General features: G+C 71.6%; 22 protein-coding genes. 4 read left to right on the top strand and 18 right to left on the bottom strand.

All coding sequences use genetic code 11. The annotated features are described in order from the left end of the window. Positions 1 to 11 precede the first annotated feature (11 nt). On the top strand, positions 12 to 200 hold the full coding sequence (locus tag ACZ470_RS19725) for a hypothetical protein (protein WP_468428773.1): 189 nt from the start codon (positions 12 to 14) through the stop codon (positions 198 to 200). Between the two features lie 3 nt (positions 201 to 203). On the opposite strand, the gene ACZ470_RS19720 is transcribed toward ACZ470_RS19725, so the two are convergent. After that, entirely contained in the window at positions 204 to 1,118 is a 915-nt protein-coding gene (locus ACZ470_RS19720; protein ID WP_468428771.1) for a FadR/GntR family transcriptional regulator, read from the bottom strand. Between the two features lie 173 nt (positions 1,119 to 1,291). On the opposite strand from ACZ470_RS19720, the gene ACZ470_RS19715 reads away from it, so the two are divergent. Then, a complete protein-coding gene (locus ACZ470_RS19715) occupies positions 1,292 to 1,477 on the top strand; it encodes a hypothetical protein (protein WP_073934300.1) in 186 nt (61 codons plus the stop codon). 174 nt (positions 1,478 to 1,651) lie between these two features. Here the strand turns inward: ACZ470_RS19715 and ACZ470_RS19710 are convergent, their stop codons facing one another. Beyond that, positions 1,652 to 2,908, bottom strand: a complete 1,257-nt coding sequence (locus ACZ470_RS19710; protein ID WP_468428770.1) for a GNAT family N-acetyltransferase — start codon at positions 2,906 to 2,908, stop codon at positions 1,652 to 1,654. Between the two features lie 69 nt (positions 2,909 to 2,977). Next, a complete protein-coding gene (locus ACZ470_RS19705; protein WP_468428768.1) occupies positions 2,978 to 3,613 on the bottom strand; it encodes an RsiG family protein in 636 nt (211 codons plus the stop codon). A 177-nt stretch (positions 3,614 to 3,790) separates the two neighbouring features. Between ACZ470_RS19705 and dtd the strand changes: the two genes are divergently transcribed. Then, complete coding sequence (gene dtd, locus ACZ470_RS19700; protein WP_468428766.1) at positions 3,791 to 4,216, top strand: D-aminoacyl-tRNA deacylase; 426 nt, start codon at positions 3,791 to 3,793, stop codon at positions 4,214 to 4,216. Between the two features lie 20 nt (positions 4,217 to 4,236). Here dtd and ygfZ read toward each other — a convergent pair whose 3' ends face one another. From ygfZ to ACZ470_RS19670, 6 genes are all read right to left on the bottom strand, one after another. Further along, complete coding sequence (gene ygfZ / locus ACZ470_RS19695) at positions 4,237 to 5,202, bottom strand: CAF17-like 4Fe-4S cluster assembly/insertion protein YgfZ (protein WP_468428764.1); 966 nt, start codon at positions 5,200 to 5,202, stop codon at positions 4,237 to 4,239. A 10-nt stretch (positions 5,203 to 5,212) separates the two neighbouring features. Then, entirely contained in the window at positions 5,213 to 5,650 is a 438-nt protein-coding gene (locus tag ACZ470_RS19690) for a Fur family transcriptional regulator (RefSeq protein ID WP_073934295.1), read from the bottom strand. Positions 5,651 to 5,686: 36 nt separating this feature from the next. Beyond that, positions 5,687 to 6,262 carry a heme-binding beta-barrel domain-containing protein gene (locus ACZ470_RS19685; protein WP_468428762.1) on the bottom strand — a complete coding sequence of 192 codons (576 nt, stop codon included), beginning with the start codon at positions 6,260 to 6,262 and terminating at the stop codon, positions 5,687 to 5,689. Between the two features lie 224 nt (positions 6,263 to 6,486). Then, positions 6,487 to 7,335, bottom strand: coding sequence for a hypothetical protein (locus tag ACZ470_RS19680; protein ID WP_468428760.1), 849 nt, complete (start codon positions 7,333 to 7,335; stop codon positions 6,487 to 6,489). Continuing rightward, complete coding sequence (locus ACZ470_RS19675; RefSeq protein ID WP_468428758.1) at positions 7,332 to 8,150, bottom strand: hypothetical protein; 819 nt, start codon at positions 8,148 to 8,150, stop codon at positions 7,332 to 7,334. The genes ACZ470_RS19680 and ACZ470_RS19675 overlap by 4 nt, the downstream gene beginning before the upstream one ends. Next, the gene (locus tag ACZ470_RS19670; protein ID WP_468428756.1) at positions 8,147 to 8,941 is read right to left on the bottom strand and encodes a hypothetical protein; all 795 of its coding nucleotides are present in this window, start codon (positions 8,939 to 8,941) and stop codon (positions 8,147 to 8,149) included. The genes ACZ470_RS19675 and ACZ470_RS19670 overlap by 4 nt, the downstream gene beginning before the upstream one ends. 105 nt (positions 8,942 to 9,046) lie before the next feature. On the opposite strand from ACZ470_RS19670, the gene ACZ470_RS19665 reads away from it, so the two are divergent. Then, entirely contained in the window at positions 9,047 to 9,409 is a 363-nt protein-coding gene (locus ACZ470_RS19665; RefSeq protein ID WP_468428754.1) for a DsrE family protein, read from the top strand. Here the strand turns inward: ACZ470_RS19665 and ACZ470_RS19660 are convergent. The 9 genes from ACZ470_RS19660 to ACZ470_RS19620 all read right to left on the bottom strand — a co-directional run bounded on the left by ACZ470_RS19660 (position 9,403) and on the right by ACZ470_RS19620 (position 15,388). Further along, positions 9,403 to 9,789, bottom strand: coding sequence for a VOC family protein (locus ACZ470_RS19660; protein WP_468428753.1), 387 nt, complete (start codon positions 9,787 to 9,789; stop codon positions 9,403 to 9,405). The genes ACZ470_RS19665 and ACZ470_RS19660 overlap by 7 nt on opposite strands. Positions 9,790 to 9,799: 10 nt before the next feature. Beyond that, positions 9,800 to 10,060: a DUF3099 domain-containing protein gene (locus ACZ470_RS19655; protein ID WP_468428751.1), complete on the bottom strand. Its 261-nt coding sequence runs from the start codon at positions 10,058 to 10,060 to the stop codon at positions 9,800 to 9,802. A gap of 86 nt (positions 10,061 to 10,146) precedes the next feature. After that, positions 10,147 to 10,434: a DUF1416 domain-containing protein gene (locus ACZ470_RS19650; protein ID WP_004986406.1), complete on the bottom strand. Its 288-nt coding sequence runs from the start codon at positions 10,432 to 10,434 to the stop codon at positions 10,147 to 10,149. A 42-nt stretch (positions 10,435 to 10,476) separates the two neighbouring features. Further along, complete coding sequence (locus ACZ470_RS19645) at positions 10,477 to 11,322, bottom strand: sulfurtransferase (protein WP_468428750.1); 846 nt, start codon at positions 11,320 to 11,322, stop codon at positions 10,477 to 10,479. Between the two features lie 124 nt (positions 11,323 to 11,446). Then, the gene (locus ACZ470_RS19640) at positions 11,447 to 11,554 is read right to left on the bottom strand and encodes a putative leader peptide (protein ID WP_397726347.1); all 108 of its coding nucleotides are present in this window, start codon (positions 11,552 to 11,554) and stop codon (positions 11,447 to 11,449) included. A 197-nt stretch (positions 11,555 to 11,751) separates the two neighbouring features. Further along, positions 11,752 to 12,492, bottom strand: a complete 741-nt coding sequence (locus tag ACZ470_RS19635) for an LmeA family phospholipid-binding protein (protein WP_468428747.1) — start codon at positions 12,490 to 12,492, stop codon at positions 11,752 to 11,754. A 708-nt stretch (positions 12,493 to 13,200) separates the two neighbouring features. After that, positions 13,201 to 14,208, bottom strand: a complete 1,008-nt coding sequence (locus tag ACZ470_RS19630) for a hypothetical protein (protein ID WP_468428746.1) — start codon at positions 14,206 to 14,208, stop codon at positions 13,201 to 13,203. Positions 14,209 to 14,211: 3 nt separating this feature from the next. Further along, positions 14,212 to 14,466 (bottom strand): MoaD/ThiS family protein, encoded by a 255-nt coding sequence (locus ACZ470_RS19625; protein WP_359989439.1) that lies wholly within the window; start codon positions 14,464 to 14,466, stop codon positions 14,212 to 14,214. Between the two features lie 40 nt (positions 14,467 to 14,506). Continuing rightward, complete coding sequence (locus ACZ470_RS19620; RefSeq protein ID WP_468428744.1) at positions 14,507 to 15,388, bottom strand: alpha/beta hydrolase; 882 nt, start codon at positions 15,386 to 15,388, stop codon at positions 14,507 to 14,509. Positions 15,389 to 15,431: the final 43 nt, after the last annotated feature.

Here is a 15,431-nt window from a genome sequence, read left to right as displayed (position 1 = left end):
AGGAACACGCCATGCCCGTCCTCGCCCTCGTCTCCGCCGTCCTGGTCGTCACCGTCGAGCAGCTGATCCAGTGGCAGTACGGCGCGGCCGGCATCGTCGGTCTGCTGTTGCTCACCATAGGCATCAGGTCCAACCGGCCGGGAGTCAGCTCCGCCGGTGCGGTCCTGCTCGCCCTGCTGGTCGCGAGGCCCGCACTGTGAGCGTCAGCCCGTGAGCACCAGCTCCGAACTGATCGTCTCCCACAGCGCGTCGAACCACAGCAGGGACTGCTCGACGAACGTGGTGTCCCGCAGGCCGGGCCCCCGCTCGAAGGCGAACAGCATGGACCGGACGCCCAGGGCGTCGTACATCTCCAGGTACTCCTGGTCGATCTGCGCCTTGCTGCGGGAGAGGGTGTAGTAGGCGAAGAGCGCCTCCTCGCCGTTGAGCAGGTACAGCTTCATCGGCGGGGTGAAGGGCAGCGCGCGGAACGAGACCCGTACGTCGATGCCGTGGGTGGCGCGCAGGGCGAGCAGATTGTGGCGGAGCACCTGCCCCTGGGCGTTGCGCTGGGCCAGCCACCGCTCGTGGACCGGCCCCTCGGCGCCGCCCGGCCCCTCGACCGGAACCGGAAAGGCGAGGTCGATGTCCCGGCTGGGCAGCAGGACCCGGACGTCGACCTTGGCCGGTTTCAGTCGCCCGGCGTGGATCTGGCGCAGCGGCTCCCCGATGGCGAGGGTGAGGGAGACCGAGGTCAGACAGACGGCGTCGATCACGACGTGCTCGGCCGCGAAGGCGGCGGCGATCCGGGGCGCCAGGGCCACGGTGGTGGGCAGCGGAGGCGCCGCGCGGCCGGTCAGCGCCCTGTCGGGGTCGGGGGCGACGGTCGCCGGGGCGCCCTTGGAGACGTTGGTGAGCAGTTGCTCGGACTGGAGGATGCGCAGCGCCTGGCGCACCGCGGGGCGCTCCACACCGAATTCGGCGGCGAGCTGGGCCTGTGTGGGCATGCGCTGACCCGGCCGGAGCGCACCGGACCTGATCCGTGCGCGCAGTTCGTCGGCCACCTCGCGATGTGTCCTCTGTGGCCTCTGCGGCTTCTTCCGTCCATTGACGGAGGCGGGTTCCGGGTCCACAGCCAAACACTACAACTTCTCGCCATCTTCGGGCAGTTCAGTGAAGGGTGGTTATAGGACTCTTCCAAGTGGAGATAACTAAGAACAAGTTGGTCACCAACTCGCCCAACCTGGTGAATCGTCAAGGAGGTTGGCCAGCAAGGTCGGGATGGGAGCCACTGACAACAAGGGGGACCGCCATGCCGCTCATCGCCATCGTCCTCGCAGCCCTCGCCATCGGCTTCGAGCAGCTCGTGCAGTGGAAGTACGGGCCGATGGGGATCATCGCCTTCGTCGCCCTCACCGTGGGCATCAAGGCACGGAACACCATGATCAGCGGCATCGGCGCGGTCATCCTCGTGATGCTGCTCGCCCAGTCCGGCTGACAGCACACCGCACGGACCGCCGGCCGGGCCCCCATCCGGAGGGGAGCCGGGAGCCCCGTCGGCGGGCACCACCCGCACAACAACCACAACCACAACTGAACAGCTCGCTACGGATGAGCGCTCACCCGTCGTCGACGGAAGGAGAAGGGCAGGACAGCGCGAGAGCGACCGCGCTCAGAACACGTCCGGGCACCACGGTCGCCTGGACGTACGCAGCAGGGCGTCGGCCTGACGGGCGGCGCCCGCTCGTTCTTCCCGGACCCGGCCCAGCGCCGCGAGGCGCACCGCCGACTCGTCCCCCAGCCACAGCACGGCCAGGTCGGCCACGTCCAGCGTGAGATCGGCGCTCTCGGTGGTCGGCACACAGGCCCCGGCCCCGTCCGCCGCCGCCTCCAGCCGGAAACGCCCACCGGTCAGCCCGCCGGCGTCGGCCACCTCCAGCACCAGCGACCCCGGGGCCGCGTACGTACGCGCCTCCAAGGCCCGTACGACGTCCAGGATCCGCACCCACAGCCAGTCCGCCTGAGTCGTGACGGCGGCGGCCCGCGGATTCGGCAGGAGGTGCGGCAGCAGATCGTCCGGCGCCCGCCAGCCGCTCTTCACCGTCACCACCCAGTCGATCGAGCACAGGTAGTGCCACAACGCGCGCTCGGCGGCCGGGGTCACCCCGGTCAGCCACTTCACCCGCGCCGTGTTCAACGGCTGCTTGGCGTCGCCCCAGCGGTCGTCCGCCGTGTAGGCGGCCATGCCCTCGACCTCGCCGGCCGCCGAGCGGTACACCGCGTAGTACGGCTCGTGGAAGGTCGGATGGAAGCGCACCGCGCCGGTCGTCGTCCTCCACCACAGCTCGTCCCGGTCGACGGCCCCCGGCAGCGTACGGCGCAGCCGCTCGTGCAGTTCGGGGCCGAGCTTGCGGACGTCCTCCGCGTCGACGAGGTCGACCCGGCCGCCGTCGTCCGGGCCCGACCGGCGCGGGTCGAGACCGGCGCGCGGCACGTCGACGGTCCACTCCGCGGTCGTGGTGGCCGGGCCGAAGCCGTACCGCCCGTAAATCGGGTACTCGGCGGCGATCAGCGTCGCGACGACGTCCCCGCGCTCCTTCGCGGCGGTGAGGTCCTGCGCCATCATGCGGGTCAGCAGTCCGCGCCGGCGGTGGGTGGCGGTGACGGTGACGTTGGTGACCGCGTCGGCGGGCACGGTCGCCCCGCCGACCACGGTGAGCCGCTGGGCGAAGGAACGGAACGTCGCGACGCACCGCCCGGCGTCGAAGGCGCCGACCGACCGGCCGGGCGTGAACTGCGCCCGGCGCGCGTCGAGGAGTTCCTCGGACAGCGAGGGCTCGCGCAGGAACCCGGTGTTCAGGGCCCGTTGCCAGTCGGCGAACTCGGACTCGTCGATCGGGCGTACGTCGATGTCGGCGCGGGAGGTCATGGGCTCACGGTAGGGCGGCCGCGCGCCGGCTGTCGAAGAGGTTTTCCCCGGGCCGCCACCCCCGCGCGCTCACACGAGCAGGTCGTCGACCTGCGCCTCCCCGTCCCGGTAGCGGCGCGCGATCTCCGCGCTGCACTCGTCGGCCGTACGCTGCAACCGCTGCCGCCGCCGGGACACCTGCTGCTCGTACCGCACGAGCCGTCCCATCGCGGTGTTCAGCTCCCCGTCCGTGCGTGCGCCGAGGTCGGACAGCTCCACCTCGGCGAGCGTCTCGGCCGCCAGCCGCCGGTACTCCTCGCCCTGCGGCGTCCCCAGCGTCACATGCCGGGCGGAGGAGCGGTGCCGGGCCGGGGTGTCCCGCAGGATCTCGGGCAGCCGCTCGACGACGGACGCCTCCGCCGGCGCCACGACCGACGGCACACCCTCCGGCAGCAGGCGCCGGGCCAGCTCCGCCCGCAGGATGTCGATCCGCCCCTGGAGCAGCCGCCGCACATAGCTGAGATCGGCCTCGTCGCGCTGCGCGTCGCGGCGCACCTCACGCAGCCCGGCCAGACTGAGCACGGTCAGATCGTGCTCCGCCCGGTCCTCGGGCAGCACCGGGCTGTCCGTGCGCTGGGTGGGCGGCCGGCAGAACTCCCGCTCCCCGATTCCCGTCTGGGTCAACGGGACAGCCGCGGGCGGCTGTCCAATCCCCGGTGTGCTCATGTGCCTCAACCGTCCCCTCGACCGGCATGTGCCAGCATCGTGCCACCCCAAGCGGCCACATTGTGAGCGAGTGCCCCCGATCCGCCCCAGATGGGCGTTAAGGAGTAAAAATAGCCCGGCCGGGGTCCCCCGTGGGCCGCCGTCGGCCACCTGTTCGCCGACCGGCATGATGGTCGTATGCGAGCTGTGGTGCAGAGGGTCGACGGCGCGAGCGTCGTCGTGGACGGCGAGACGGTGGGGGCGATCGAGGGCGAGGGACTGTGCGTCCTCGTCGGCGTCACCCACGAGGACACCAAGGAGAAGGCGGCGCAGCTCGCCCGCAAGCTCTGGTCGATCCGGATGCTCCAGGACGAGCGGTCGTGCAGTGACATCGACGCACCGCTGCTGGTGATCAGCCAGTTCACCCTGTACGGCGATGCCCGCAAGGGCCGCCGCCCCACCTGGAACGCCGCCGCCCCCGGCGATGTCGCCGAGCCGCTCGTCGACGAGGTGGTGGCGCAGCTGCGCGCCCTGGGCGCGACGGTGGCGACGGGCCGCTTCGGCGCGAGGATGAGCGTGTCGCTGACCAACGACGGCCCGTTCACCGTCCTGCTGGAGATCTGAGCCGGCAGGCTCTGTCGGGCTCAGGGCTCGACGACGGTCTCCTGTGCCGCCGCCGTGTCGCCGGCGAGCAGCCGGGCGTCCACCGGCACGTTCCGCTTCACCAGCGCCAGCGCGACGGGGCCCAGCTCGTGGTGGCGTACGGACGTCGTGATGAACCCGATCCTGCGGCCCTCCGCGCCCTCATCGGCGAGCCGGATCTCCGTTCCCGGCGTCGGCAGATGGACCTCGCTGCCGTCGAGGTGCAGGAAGACCAGCCGTCGCGGCGGCTTCCCCAGGTTCTGCACCCGGGCCACGGTCTCCTGCCCCCGGTAGCAGCCCTTCTGGAGATGCACCGCGGTGCCGATCCAGCCCAGCTCGTGCGGGATGGTGCGGTGATCGGTCTCGAAGCCGAGCCGCGGCCGGTGCTGCTCGACCCGCAGCGCCTCGTGCGCGAGGATCCCGGCGGCCGGCCCGGTCTTCTCGGCGTACGACTCCAGGTCGGCGCGGGGCAGGAACAGGTCCCTGCCGTACGGCGTCTCGCGCACCATGACGCCCTCGGGCACATCGGCGATGGAACCGGCCGGCAGATGCACCACGGCGATGTCGGCGGTGCGGTCGGCGACCTCGACCCGGTAGAAGAACTTCATCGACTCCAGGTACGCGATCAGCGCCTCCTGGGTGCCGGGCTCGACGTGCGCCCAGACCGTCTCACCGTCGTCGACCAGGTAGAGCGCGTGCTCGATGTGGCCGTTGGCGGACAGCACCAGCGCCTCGGTGGCCCGGTGCGGCGGGAGGTCACTGACGTGCTGGGTGAGCAGCAGATGCAGCCAGGCCAGCCGTTCCGGACCGGTGACGGTGACGACCCCGCGGTGGGACAGGTCGACGAAACCGGTGCCGTCGGCGAGGGCGCGCTGCTCGCGGAACAGGTCGCCGTAGTGGGCGGCCACGCCTTCGTCGACGCCCTCGGCGGGGACCGCGCCGGGCAGGGTCAGCAGGGGGCTCTTCATACGACCTAGCCTACGACTCGGTAGTTGAAGCCTTCAGGGAGCAGTCCTCACAGCGCCCGAAGATCGCGAAATGCTTCATGTCGGTGTCGAAACCGAACTGTTCGCGCAGCTTGGCGGTGAACTCGGCGGCCACCGAGAGGTCGGCCTCGATCACGTTGGTGCAGTCCCGGCAGACCAGGTGGATGTGGTGGTGCCGGTCGGCCAGGTGGTACGTCGGCGCCCCGTGCCCGAGGTGGGCATGGCTGACCAGGCCCAGCTCCTCCAGGAGCTCCAGCGTGCGGTACACGGTGGAGATGTTGACCCCCGAGGCGGTCTTCCGCACTTCGCCGAGGATGTCGTCGGGGGTCGCGTGCTCCAGGGTGTCGACGGCCTCGAGCACGAGCTGCCGCTGCGGCGTCAGCCGGTAGCCGCGCTGCCTGAGGTCGCTCTTCCAGTCGGTGCTCACCACACCACGAGTCTAGGCGGTGTGCGAGAGCGTGCCCGGTTACTTGAAGAAGGCGATGCCGTCGTCCGGCATGTCGTCGGGGAGGGCCTTGGCCCAGCGCTCGACCTCCTCCGGGGTGACGACCTTCTTCAGGTGGGCCGACATGTAGGGGCGCAGCTCGACCTCGGGGGTCTGCTTCTCGCCGACCCACATCAGGTCGCTCTTGACGTAGCCGTACAGCCGCTTGCCGCCGGTGTAGGGCCGGGAGGCGGCCGTGCGGGCCACGGCGTCGGTCACCAGGTCGATCTGCGGCTTGCCCTCGGCCAGCTCGCCGTACCAGATCTCGATGACGCCGTCGTCGCGGGTCATCGTCGCCTCGACCTTGCGGCCGGCGTCGATCCGCCAGAAACCGTGCTCGGACTCCAGCGGGCGGACCTTGTTCCCGTCGCCGTCCAGCACCCAGGTGTGGGAGCTGTACTCCAGGAAGTCCCGGCCGTCGTGGGTGAAGCTGACCTCCTGCCCGAAGTTGCACTTCTCGGCACCGGGGAAGTCGTGGACGCCCGCGCCCGCCCAGTTGCCGAGCAGGAAGGCGAGCGGGACGAGGTCCTTGTGCAGGTCGGACGGGATCTCGATCATGATGGAACTTCCTGGCTATCGGGTCAGCGCTGGCCCTGGAACAGCTTCTTCACGGTCAGCCCGGCGAAGGCGAGAACGCCGACGGCGACCAGGACCAGCAGGGCTTCGAAGAAGATAACCACGGGTGCTCCTTGAGCGGGGGGTGCGGTGGTGTGCACGGGGCCGGGCCCCAGCTTACGCGGCCGGGGCCCGGCCCTGTCGTGCGAGGTCCGCCCTCCCGCGGCTCAGCCCAGCAGCTGGCTCTGGAGCACCACCGTCTGCCGGAACGGCACCGCGTGCGCGGTCCCCTCGCGGGACTGGAGCACGACGGCGAGGACGTCACCGGCGGCGAGGTAGGCGTAGCGCTCCTGTTCCTTGCCGTACGGCTTGGACTCGACGTAGACGCTGCGATCGACCCCCGGGACCGCCGCCGCCTCGGGGAAGGACTCGTCGAAGGTCAGGGTCTCCGTGCCCCGCACCGAGTAGACCGGGTCGGCGTACGAGAAGTAGCGCCCGAAGAAGGACTCCTCCACCATCAGCGCGGTGTCGAACCGGAGCAGGTAGATACGGGTCCGGGTGCCGTCGGCGGTGGTCCAGCCGCGCGCCGCGATGTGCCGGAGGCCGCCGTCGACGAGCTGCTGCCGGAAGTCGTCCCGGTCCTCCTTCTCCGCGTACTCCTTCAGGAAGTCGTCCGTGGCGAGCCAGCCGTCCTCGCCGCGCAGTGCCTCGTCCTCCTTCGCGCCCGCCGGGGCGGGCAGCAGGAGGGCGCGCAGGTCGGCGTGATGGGTGCCGGCCGGGTTGGACTCCGCCTGCGGACCGGGGCTGCCGGAGGGCAGCGGCGGCTTCGTGAGCCGCGGGTAGTCCCACCGCCCGTCGGACTCGGTCGCCAGGCCGGGTACGTCCGTACGCTCCATCCGCGTGATGCCGTACGCCGTGCCCGCGCCGGCCACGGCGAAGACCACGACGGCCGCGGTCCAGCGCAGGGCGGCGCGCAGCACCCGGCGGTCCTTGCGCACCGTCGGCTCCGGTTCGGCCGGTACGGCCGGCGGCTCTGCGGGCGGGGCGGGAACGAGGGACTGCTGCTGCTCGGTCATACGGCCTTCCCGGGTTCGTCGATGCGGTCGAGTTGCTGACCGAGCAGGATGGCGATGCTCTTGGTGTCGAGCGGCTTCGGGCCGTTCGCGGTGAGGGTGACCAGGACGTCCCCCACGTGGGCCGAGCAGTGCATGGAGTCGAGGTCCACGTCCGCGTCCTTGGGCGGCAGAAAGCATTCGGCGTTCTTGTGGCCCTCGATCTTCGGCCCCTTGCGGAAGACGTCGAGGGCGTCGAGGAACTCGCTCTGGAACCGGGCGTTGTCCCGCACGGCGGCACGGTTGCCCATCCGGGCCAGCACGATGTCCACGGTGAAGACGTCCGTCTGCTGGTAGACGCTGACCGATCCGTTGACGTAGCTGCGCATCGCCATGCCCTCGACGCGCCACCTGTCGATCTCCTTCTCCAGCCGCTTGCGCTGGGAGCGCGGCAGATCGCGCAGCGACTCCTTCTGGAGCGCCGTGGCGCGGGCGCCGCTGAGCTGCTCGTCCGAGCCGAACTCGCCGAGATCCGGCCCGGGGGACCAGTTGTCGTACCCGTACGGCACGAGCATCCCGGCCAGCCCCCGCTGCTCGGCCTTCTCGCCCTCGGCGGCGGCCGCCTTCGGGATCTTCCATTCGGGCGCGCCGGCGTCACGGTCGGCGCCGTTCACGGTCACGACGGTGTGGCCCACGCCGGCGACGACGGCGCCGGCCAGCAGCACGGAGCCGACGACGGAGGCGACACGCCCCCGGCGCAGGGGTCGCTTCACGGCCGGGGCGTCGTCGGGAACGGGCGGCTCGGGCGGTACCGGCGGCAGGCTCTGCGTCTCGTTCACAGCCGCTCCATCTGCCGCTCGGCCAGATCCGTGATCATTTTCTTGGGTATGGACTTGGTTCCGTACACCCAGATCTCCATCGCGATGTCCCCGCGCAGGGCGTGCGCCTCCGCGCTGTACAGGGGCTCGTAGCCGGGCTCGGTCTCGGGGCGGTTGTGGACGTACGCCCTGCCGTCCCCGGTGCCGGGAATGGCCCAGCTGTCCGTGTCCTCGGTGTCCTCGGCCCAGTACTGGCCGTTGTCGACGCTCTCGGCGGCCCCCAGGGTCTCCTCCTGGCGGAACTGCACCAGCCGGATCTCCACGCTGTAGTCCTCGTCGTCGAGCCAGCCGACGACGGCGGCACGGCGGAACCCGTCCATGGCGAACTGCCCGAACGTCGAGCCGGACTCCTCGTAGTAACTGGCGTACTCGGCGAGGTCCATCCAGCCGTCGTCGCCCAGCGGCCAGTCGGGCTCGCGCGCGCCGCGCGGCTTCTTCAGCAGCAGCTTGCGCAGGTCTCCGTCGGTCTTCACGCGGCGGTCCCGAGCGGCCGACAGGGGCTCGGGTCCCTTGCCCTTCGCCTGCTCGATCTCCGGCTGCGACAGGGGCGGCAGCTTGGTGGGCTCACGGTCGGCCTGGACGAGATATCCGGTGCAGGTGCCCGCGACCACGCCGAGCACGGCCGCGGCGGCGATCAGCGCGGCAGTCCGCCCCCGCCGGCGCTTCCGGGGCGCGTCCGGGGTCGCGATCTCCGGTGTTTCCGGCGCCGGCACGGCCTCCGGCGCGTCGGCTGCTTCTTCGGGTTGCTCCAAAACGTACGTCCCCCCACAGAAGGTGAAGCGCGCATTCCGTCACGCGCGCACAGGAGACCCCCGGGTGCCGATCGAAGTTGTAGAGATCGTGATTACGATTCGGTCATGGCCAAGAAGCTTGTGATCAAGGTGACCGCGGGAAGCGACGCTCCCGAACGCTGCTCGCAGGCGTTCACGGTGGCGGCGGTGGCGGCGGCCAGTGGTGTCGACGTCTCCCTGTGGCTCACCGGGGAGTCCTCGTGGTTCGCCCTGCCGGGCCGCGCCGCCGAGTTCGAGCTGCCCCACGCCGCCCCGCTGCCCGACCTGCTCGACTCGATCCTGGCCGCCGGCCGGATCACCCTGTGCACCCAGTGCGCGGCCCGCCGCGACATCACCGAGAAGGACGTCATCGAGGGCGTACGGATCGCCGGCGCGCAGGTGTTCGTCCAGGAGACGCTGGCGGACGACACCCAGGCGCTCGTCTACTGAGCGGCCCGCACCCACAGACAGAACGGATGCCCGGACGGGTCGAACAGCACCCGTACGTCGTCCTGCGGCTGATGGCCGGCGAGCGTCGCCCCCTCCGCCACGGCCCGGGCGGTCTCGGCCTCGAGATCGTCGACCTCGACATCGAGGTGGAGCATCATCTGCTGCTCGCCGGGCCGTCGGGTGGGCCAGACCGGCGGCACGTACTCGGGCTCGGTCTCGAAGGCGAGCGCCGTGCCCTCGCCTCCCGGCGGAGGCCCGATGAGCACCCAGTGGGGCTCCTCCGCGCGCACCACGTACCCGAGCAGCCGGACGTAGAACCCGGCCAGCTCGTGCGCGTCACGCGCGTCGAGCACGACGGTGGACAGCCTCGCAGCGCACATGCGCCCCTGCTTACCGCGGCCCCTTCTTGCCGTCCAGCTCGTCCCACCACTCGTCGGACTTCGGATCGCCGGAGGGGTCGTCCCACCAGCGGTCGTCGGGACCGCGCCGGTTGGCCACCATCGCGGCGACGGGCGGGATGACCATGGCCACGAGGCACATGCCCACCGCCGCGGGCACCGACCACAGCCGCACCACGCCCCAGGCCAGGACGAACAGCCCGATGCAGGTGCCCATCATGGCGAAGTAGGCGTGCCGCCTGCGCGCGTACATACCTCCAGCGTAGGTCCGGGCACGCCGAAGGGCCGCACCCCGGGCGTCCAACCCGTGGGATGCGGCCCCTCGGCCGTTCTCGAGCCTCAGACCGCGATCGCGACCTCGGCCAGACCGCCCTGCTGGGCGACGACCGTGCGGTCGGCGGTGCCGCCGGGCACCAGCGCGCGGACGGTCCAGGTGCCTTCCGCCGCGTAGAAGCGGAACTGACCGGTGGCGGAGGTCGGGACCTCCGCGGTGAACTCGCCGGTCGAGTCCAGCAGACGGACGTAGCCCGTCACCGGCTCTCCGTCGCGGGTCACCTGACCCTGGATGGTGGTCTCACCGGGCTTGATCGTCGAGGCGTCCGGGCCGCCGGCCTTCGCACCGCACATGTCTTACTCCTGAAGGGGTCTGGAAAGGTCGGTCGGGAGGGATTACTTGCCGGAGCCGAGCTCGATCGGCACGCCGACGAGGGAGCCGTACTCGGTCCAGGAGCCGTCGTAGTTCTTGACGTTCTCCACGCCGAGCAGCTCGTGCAGCACGAACCAGGTGAGCGCGGAACGCTCACCGATACGGCAGTAGGCGATGGTGTCCTTGGCGAGGTCGACCTGCTCGCCCTCGTAGAGCGCCTTGAGCTCGTCGTCGGACTTGAAGGTGCCGTCGTCGTTGGCGTTCTTCGACCACGGGATGTTCGCGGCGGTCGGGACGTGGCCCGGGCGCTGCGACTGCTCCTGCGGCAGGTGGGCCGGGGCGAGCAGCTTGCCGGAGAACTCGTCGGGGGAGCGCACGTCGACCAGGTTCTGGCTGCCGATGGCGGCCACGACGTCGTCGCGGAAGGCGCGGATGGACGTGTCCTGGGGCTTGGCCTTGTACTCGGTCTTCGGCCGCTCCGGCACCTCGTCGCCGGGGACCAGCTCGCGGGCGTCGAGCTCCCACTTCTTGCGGCCGCCGTCGAGAAGCTTGACGTTCTCGTGGCCGTACAGCTTGAAGTACCAGTAGGCGTACGAGGCGAACCAGTTGTTGTTGCCGCCGTAGAGGACGACGGTGTGGTCGTTGCCGATGCCCTTGTCCGACAGGAGCTTCTCGAAGCCCTCCTGGTCGACGAAGTCACGGCGGACCGGGTCCTGAAGGTCCTTCGTCCAGTCGATCCGGATGGCGTTCTTGATGTGGTTCTTCTCGTAGGCGGACGTGTCCTCGTCCACCTCGACGATGGCGATGGTCGGGTCGTCCAGGTGCTCCTGGACCCAATCGGCGTCGACCAGGACGTCGCTGCGACTCATGCTCTTTCTCCTCCGGGGCAGTTGCGGCGGGGCGTGCGAGTGAGAGGGTGCGCGGCCTCGGCGGGGCCGGCGCACGGGTGCCCTCAGCAGGGCGAGACAGGGTTGCGGACGGCGACGCGTCCGCTCAGAAGGTGCGACAGAGCATGGCGGCGACACGGCACAGGTCCACTGCCCGCCGCTTCGTGAGATCCGCCTGTCCCCGCGGCCGGGGGACGCTCGTCTGACACTGCATGGGGTCGATCGTAGGGACGGACGGGCGGGCATGTCACCGGCGTGTCGCATACTGAGACGCGATCGTCCGCCATCCGGGATCAACAGCCTCGCGAGCCGCCGTTCCCGCGCCCCCGGCCCCCCGGGCGCCCGCCATCCCGCCCTCCCTGCGGACACACTCGTCTCGCCAGTCGGACAGCGCGCCCGCCATGTCCCTCCCTACCCGGCCAGACGGACCTCGGAACCCTTCACGGTGATGTCCACGCCGTCCTCCGCCGCCTCGACCTTGTCCAGCCGGATGCCGCCGGGCAGTGCGCCGATCCTCTGCTCGAAGTCGGTGATCTGCCGCAGGGCGGACTCGACGATGCTGACCCCGCCGAACTCGGGCACGGCGTCGGCCCGCACGCGCACGGTGTCGCCGTCCACGACGGTCACCGAGCTGAGCACGGAGACCGGCTCGGGCAGCTTGGCGCCCAGTACGGTGGCCTCCACGGCGACCTTGATCTTCCCGTTGCCGCCGTCGGAGAGGCCGACGACCCGGGCGGTGACACCGGGGGCGACCCTGCTGGGCTCGGACTTGGCGGTCTTGAGCAGCTCGTCGTAGGCGATGGTGGCCGTGCCGGTGGCGCTGTCGGCCACGGCGGAGCTGAAGTCGTTGGAGAAGTCGACGCCGTGCATGTCGGCGCGCAGGTCGGCGATACGGATCTTCCTGGCGCCGTCGCCGGTGCCGGCGTCGTAGTCCTGGATGCCCACCTGGACCTCGTCGAGGGTGCCGTCGGCGAGCTGGGTGAGGAACGGGAAGCCGTTGATGGACACGTCGGGGGTGTTCGCCAGGTTCTCGGTCGCCTTCAGGCGGTCGGCGGCCTCGCCTTCGGCGATGTTGACGGCTACGCGGTCGATGATGACGAAGATCGCGGCGAGTATCGCTGTGATGACGAGCAGTATTCGCAGTGCGCGCATGCGGTGTCCCCCACCTGGCGGTTCTCTTCGACGTCGGTCCGCGACGACCGGCGGTCGTCCTGCGCGAGGGTAACGCCGTGGGGGGTGGGGGTCGGGGGATTGTGGATCAGCTGTGACAGGGGCCGGGGTCGCTGCGCGGGCTTATGGGCGCCGGGGTTCACGCGCCCGGCGCGTGCGGGGTGCTCCGGCGCTGGTGTGGGCCCGGGGCGTTCGCGTGGCCCGGCGCGTGCGGGGTGCCCCGGCGCTGGTGTGGGCTCGGGGTGTTCGCGTGGCCCGGCACCGGGCGGGGTGCGCCGCGTGGGTGGTGGCCGGGGGGTGTCTGCGCAGCCCGGCGCGTGCGGGGTGCCGTCGCGCCCACCCGTGCCGCCCCAGCGGCACGACTGCCCGCGGATCGCGGCAGACGCGGCGCGGCGGGCCGCGGATCGCGGCAGACGCGGCGCGGCGGGCCGCGGCGAGCGGCGGGCCGCGGCGAGCGGGGTAGGCGGCGGGCCGCGGAAGGTGGGGCGTAGTGGCCGGGCGCCGGGCGGCGGGTTGGCGCGTGCGGCGCGGAGGGGACGGGGCGGGGGTGGCCGCCCGCAGTGGCTGGCGCGTCCGCGCCCCGTGCCTATCCAGCTGGCGTGATTCGCGCCAGTCCGAGGACGGACACCCCCGGCGCGGCCCCGACCCACCCTCCAGCCGTGGGCGTCAGGCCAACCCCCACCGTGGGCGTCAGGCCAGTAGGTAGATCGCGGGGGCCGCGGTGGTCAGGGGGAGGGCCACGCCTGCTGTGAAGTGGACGAAGCGGGACGGGTAGTCGTAGCTCGCCACGCGGTGGCCGATCAGCGCGCAGACCGCCGCACCCGCCCCCACCAGCGCTCCCGCCGACCCGTCGAGCACAAACCCCGCGCCCGCCGCGACCGCCACCGCGACCACCACGGACACCGGCGTCGGCAGCGGCAGCGCCCGCGCCACCACCCCCGCCGCCACAGCGACCGCACCCACGGTCACCGCGGACGCGTCCGCCGCCAGATACCCGCCCGCCACGATCGCCAGCGCCGCCGCCACGACCGTCGCCATCAGGCCGTACATCCGCTCGTCGGGATCCGCGTGCGACCGCAGCTGCAACACCAGCGACAGCAGCACCCACACCCCCAGCGTCCCCAGGATCGCCCCCGGCGACCGGTCCGACACCAGGAGCGCCGCGTCCGCGGCCAACGCGCCGAGGAACCCCAGCGCGATCCCCTGCCGCGCCGGCCACATCCCGTTCAGCCGGAACCAACCCGCCGCCGTGAGCCCTTGCAGCACCACCAACGGCACCAGCAGCGCGTACGTCCCCAGCGCCGCCCCGCCCGCCAGCAGCAGCCCCAGCAGCGCGGTGAGCGCCGCCGGCTGCAACCCGGGCTCGATGATCGGCGACCGCCCCTCGGCCCGCGCCCGCTGCGCGTCCGTGACGCGGGAGTTCCCACCCAGCGTGGCAGGCCCGTACTCGGGGCCGGCCTCAGGCACGACCGGCGCCGGAGCCGCGGCAACCGCAGCCGCCGCCGCAGGCTCAGCCGCGGCCACCGGCGGCTGCGTCTGCGTCTCCCACGTCTGCCCCTGCCACTGCTGCGTGTACTGCTGATCCGCGTACGGATCGTACGGATCGCCGTACCCCTGCTGCTGCCCGGGCCAAGCCTGCGGCTCAGGCTGCTGGTACGGCTCGTACGAGCCATAACCCCCGTACGGCTGGTTCGTCATCGCTCACCCTCCTGCGAACGGCGGAAGCACTTCGACCGTGCCGCCGTCGGCCAGCCGTACCGTCTCATGCGCGCGGGTCCCCACGGGATCACCGTCGACGAGGAACGAGCACCGCAGCAGCACGCGAGCGAGCTCCCCGGAGTGCCGCCCCCGCACCGCGTCGAGCGCCTCGGCGAGCGTGGCCGCCTCGTACGGCTCCTCGGCCACCCCGGCCGCGGCCTTGGCGGCGGCCCAGTACCGCACCGTGACCTTTGCCATCTGCTGGTTCCTCAATCGGTTGACGGTGAACACCGTCAGGCTAGCCCGACCGGGCGACCACCCAGTCCCCGATCCGCCGCAACAGCGCCTCCGGCGCCGCGTTCTCGGCGTGCCCCATGCCGGGCTCGACCCACAGCTCCCCGTGCTCACCGGCGGCGGCCGCGAGCATCCGCGGATGGTCGAGCGGAAAGTACCCGTCACGGTCGCCGTGGACGATCAACAGCGGTGTGGGCGCGATCCGCGGCACCGCCTCGACGGGCGACAGCGGCACCGGGTCCCACTGCCGGTGATGGATCCGCGTCCGCAGCCCGTAGCGCCCCACCAGCCGCCCGGACGGCCGGGTCACCAGCCAGTGCAGCCGCCGCATGGGGGCGGTCCCCCGATAGAACCACCGGGAGGGCGCGCTCACGGAAACGACGGCATCCGCGCCGGGAACACCCGCCTCCCGGCCGAGCGCGGCATGCCGCAGCACCACCGAGCCGCCCATCGAGAACCCGACGGTCGCCACCCGCTCATGCCCCAGCTCCCGCGCCCAGTCGACCACCGCCGTGAGGTCCAGCACCTCCCGGTCCCCGACCGTCGACAGCCCGCCCGACGCCCCGTGCCCCCGGAAGGAGAACGTCACCACGGCCCCGTACCGGGCGAACGCGCGGGCCACCCGCCGCACGTGCGGCCGGTCCGCGTCCCCGGTGAACCCGTGCGCGATCACGAACACGGGATCCGGCACGGACGAGGGGCCGCGGGACGAGTCGTATACGGCGGCACCCTTTTCGTATACGGAATCGATCGCCACCCCGTCCGCGGTACGCAAAAACGTCCGCAATCGCGTGCCCCCGCTCGTTACACCACGCGAAACGGCATGCGTCTCGGAATACGGACGAGAGGTGGATCGCGCCACATGACCTGCCGAACCGGTGCTCATGTCGGCTATTCTGCTGCGAAGAGGACTCGGGCAGCGAAGCCCC

The sequence above is a fragment of the Streptomyces sp. NPDC031111 genome, assembly GCF_055570675.1.
This window is presented reverse-complemented; position numbering and strand designations above follow the sequence as displayed.

What these genes read in the sequence shown, in the direction of transcription:
- ACZ470_RS19640 (WP_397726347.1), bottom strand. Translation starts at nt 11,554, where the DNA reads ATGCAGTGTCAGACGAGCGTCCCCCGGCCGCGGGGACAGGCGGATCTC.
- ACZ470_RS19635 (WP_468428747.1), bottom strand. Translation starts at nt 12,492, where the DNA reads ATGCGCGCACTGCGAATACTGCTCGTCATCACAGCGATACTCGCCGCG.
- ACZ470_RS19665 (WP_468428754.1), top strand. Translation starts at nt 9,047, where the DNA reads ATGGCCAAGAAGCTTGTGATCAAGGTGACCGCGGGAAGCGACGCTCCC.
- ACZ470_RS19680 (WP_468428760.1), bottom strand. Translation starts at nt 7,335, where the DNA reads ATGACCGAGCAGCAGCAGTCCCTCGTTCCCGCCCCGCCCGCAGAGCCG.
- ygfZ (WP_468428764.1), bottom strand. Translation starts at nt 5,202, where the DNA reads ATGAAGAGCCCCCTGCTGACCCTGCCCGGCGCGGTCCCCGCCGAGGGC.
- ACZ470_RS19705 (WP_468428768.1), bottom strand. Translation starts at nt 3,613, where the DNA reads ATGAGCACACCGGGGATTGGACAGCCGCCCGCGGCTGTCCCGTTGACC.
- ACZ470_RS19645 (WP_468428750.1), bottom strand. Translation starts at nt 11,322, where the DNA reads ATGAGTCGCAGCGACGTCCTGGTCGACGCCGATTGGGTCCAGGAGCAC.
- ACZ470_RS19630 (WP_468428746.1), bottom strand. Translation starts at nt 14,208, where the DNA reads ATGACGAACCAGCCGTACGGGGGTTATGGCTCGTACGAGCCGTACCAG.
- ACZ470_RS19625 (WP_359989439.1), bottom strand. Translation starts at nt 14,466, where the DNA reads ATGGCAAAGGTCACGGTGCGGTACTGGGCCGCCGCCAAGGCCGCGGCC.
- ACZ470_RS19710 (WP_468428770.1), bottom strand. Translation starts at nt 2,908, where the DNA reads ATGACCTCCCGCGCCGACATCGACGTACGCCCGATCGACGAGTCCGAG.
- ACZ470_RS19620 (WP_468428744.1), bottom strand. Translation starts at nt 15,388, where the DNA reads ATGAGCACCGGTTCGGCAGGTCATGTGGCGCGATCCACCTCTCGTCCG.
- ACZ470_RS19650 (WP_004986406.1), bottom strand. Translation starts at nt 10,434, where the DNA reads ATGTGCGGTGCGAAGGCCGGCGGCCCGGACGCCTCGACGATCAAGCCC.
- ACZ470_RS19655 (WP_468428751.1), bottom strand. Translation starts at nt 10,060, where the DNA reads ATGTACGCGCGCAGGCGGCACGCCTACTTCGCCATGATGGGCACCTGC.
- ACZ470_RS19660 (WP_468428753.1), bottom strand. Translation starts at nt 9,789, where the DNA reads ATGTGCGCTGCGAGGCTGTCCACCGTCGTGCTCGACGCGCGTGACGCG.
- ACZ470_RS19685 (WP_468428762.1), bottom strand. Translation starts at nt 6,262, where the DNA reads ATGATCGAGATCCCGTCCGACCTGCACAAGGACCTCGTCCCGCTCGCC.
- ACZ470_RS19715 (WP_073934300.1), top strand. Translation starts at nt 1,292, where the DNA reads ATGCCGCTCATCGCCATCGTCCTCGCAGCCCTCGCCATCGGCTTCGAG.
- dtd (WP_468428766.1), top strand. Translation starts at nt 3,791, where the DNA reads ATGCGAGCTGTGGTGCAGAGGGTCGACGGCGCGAGCGTCGTCGTGGAC.
- ACZ470_RS19725 (WP_468428773.1), top strand. Translation starts at nt 12, where the DNA reads ATGCCCGTCCTCGCCCTCGTCTCCGCCGTCCTGGTCGTCACCGTCGAG.